The organism is Sulfitobacter sp., from assembly GCF_041552635.1.
Classification (GTDB): Bacteria; Pseudomonadota; Alphaproteobacteria; order Rhodobacterales; family Rhodobacteraceae; genus Sulfitobacter.
In genome coordinates, this window is record NZ_JBFEKM010000319.1 from 1 (window position 1) to 2,168 (window position 2,168).

Annotated in this window: 3 protein-coding genes and 1 pseudogene; all 4 read left to right on the forward strand. The window is 56.4% G+C overall.

The window, feature by feature from the left end; all coding sequences use genetic code 11:
- The coding region (locus tag ABYT07_RS20600; RefSeq protein ID WP_372993869.1) for a glycine cleavage T C-terminal barrel domain-containing protein at window positions 1-687 on the forward strand (687 nt) is incomplete at its 5' end.
- A 25-nt stretch (window positions 688-712) separates the two neighbouring features.
- Entirely contained in the window at window positions 713-1,162 is a 450-nt protein-coding gene (locus tag ABYT07_RS20605; RefSeq protein ID WP_372993870.1) for an OsmC family protein, read from the forward strand.
- A gap of 22 nt (window positions 1,163-1,184) precedes the next feature.
- Window positions 1,185-1,985, forward strand: a complete 801-nt coding sequence (locus ABYT07_RS20610) for an enoyl-CoA hydratase (RefSeq protein WP_372993871.1) — start codon at window positions 1,185-1,187, stop codon at window positions 1,983-1,985.
- Window positions 1,986-1,989: 4 nt separating this feature from the next.
- A pseudogene (locus ABYT07_RS20615) lies at window positions 1,990-2,168 on the forward strand (acyl-CoA synthetase); the annotation flags it as partial.

The following is a 2,168-nucleotide window of genomic DNA, read 5'->3' on the forward strand; positions in this document are numbered from 1 at the left end:
CCGCTGCAATTGCAGGGGCCCAAATCCGGCGAGATCATGCAGGCGCTCTTTGGCGACAGCATCATGGACCTTAAATATTACTGGCTACGCGAAGTTGAACTTGATGGCATTCCGCTGATCGTGTCGCGCACCGGTTGGTCCAGCGAACTGGGCTATGAGCTTTACCTGCGCGACGGCACCCAAGGCGATGCGCTGTGGGAACGGATCATGGCTGCAGGTATGCCATTTGGCTTGAAACCCGGCCACACGTCTTCGATCCGCCGGATTGAGGGTGGGATGCTGTCTTATCATGCGGATGCCGACATCAGCACCAACCCCTACGAGCTTGGATTTGACCGGCTTGTGAACCTCGACATGGAAGCCGAATTTATCGGCAAGGCCGCGCTGCGTCGCATTCAGGAACAAGGCGTGAGCCGTAAGCAGATTGGTCTGATCATCGATTGCGACCCCTTGAAAGGGCCGAACACCACATTCTGGACCATCAACAAGGATGGCGCGGCGATTGGCAAAGTCACCTCTGCGGTCTATTCGCCGCGGCTTGAGCAGAACATTGCACTGGCCATGGTAGACGCAGAGTTTGCCAATATCGGTGCGGTTGTCGAAGTTGTGACTGCGTCCGGGCCTTCTCAGGCAACCGTCGTTGATCGCCCGTTCTACGATCCCAAAAAGCAGATCGCCGCCGCTTGAGCGTCCTACCAAAAGAGACCTAAATATGTCAGACCTTGCTATCGAGCTGCATTGGCAGCGCGCAGAGCCTGCTTTCGAGCCAGGTAAATACGCTGCCGAACACACCGTGCGCTATAACAATAGCCACGAGGTCCAAGTGGATGCCGCCCCTGATTGGGGCGGCCAGCCAGAGAACACCAATCCTGAACAGGCGCTCGCTTCGGCCTTGTCCAGTTGCCACATGATGACATTTCTGGCCTTGTCTGCAAAAGCAGGTTGGCCTGTCGCAAGCTATCATGACTATGCCGAAGCGCATCTTGGCAAGAACGCCAAAGGCCAGATGTCAGTGACCCGCATCGATCTGCATCCGGTTGTGCGCTTTGATACCGGGTTTACGGTTGACGCCGACGCGTTAGAGCAGATGCAGCATCGGGCGCACCGCTATTGCTTTATCGCAAACACCCTCGCGGATAGCGTCGAGATCAATATTCTATAGAGCTTATTCGAGGATGAGAGCCATGCAAAACGACAGTATTCTTCTGCGTGACCTGACGGATGACGGCATCTTGCGTCTGACGTTGAATGACACCGGACGACGGAATGCGCTGTCCGAGGCGATGTTGAAAACGCTGGCTGACAGCTTTGCTGAAGCCGGGGCAAATCCGTCAGTCCGGGTTATCATTCTGGCTGCAAACGGGCCGGCCTATTGCGCGGGTCATGATCTGAAAGAAATGACCGCTGGCCGCTCAGGCCCTGATCGCGGCAAGGCCTATTTCGCAAAAGTTATGGCGATGTGTTCAGGTGTCATGCAAGGAATCGTAACGTGCCCGAAACCGGTCATCGCCGAGGTTACCGGCATTGCAACCGCCGCAGGCTGCCAGCTTGTCGCCAGTTGCGATTTGGCCATTGCCGCGGATACGGCCCAATTCAGCACGCCTGGGGTTCATATCGGTCTGTTCTGCTCGACCCCGATGGTCGCACTATCGCGCAATGTGGGAAACAAGCACGCGATGGAAATGCTGCTGACGGGCGATATGACACCCGCTTCCCGCGCGGCCGAAATCGGGTTGATTAACCGGGCTGTCCCGGCTGAAGCCGTGCAGGGCGCAACCATGGAAATGGCGCGCAAGATCGCATCCAAGTCCAGCATGACGTTGGCGACGGGCAAACGCGCATTTTATGCTCAGCGTGAAATGCCCCTTACGCAGGCTTATGACTACGCGTCAAACGTGATGGTCGAAAATATGCTCGCTCATGATGCCGAAGAAGGTATTGGTGCTTTCATCGAAAAACGCGCGCCCCTATGGCAGGATGCCTGACCTCATGAAACTGAACCCCTACAACACCGATCTGGACCGCAATCCAGCGAATTATCAGCCCCTCACGCCACTGACCTTTCTGGAACGCGCGGCAAGTGTTTTCCCGGATCATATCGCGATTGTTCACGGGGCCCTGCGGCGCAATTATGCTGAATTTTACGCGCGCTCGCGGCAACTGGCCTC

Bases quoted from the DNA above. Each gene is read 5' to 3' on its own strand.
- ABYT07_RS20610 (WP_372993871.1), top strand. From the start codon at position 1,185: ATGCAAAACGACAGTATTCTTCTGCGTGACCTGACGGATGACGGCATC.
- ABYT07_RS20605 (WP_372993870.1), top strand. From the start codon at position 713: ATGTCAGACCTTGCTATCGAGCTGCATTGGCAGCGCGCAGAGCCTGCT.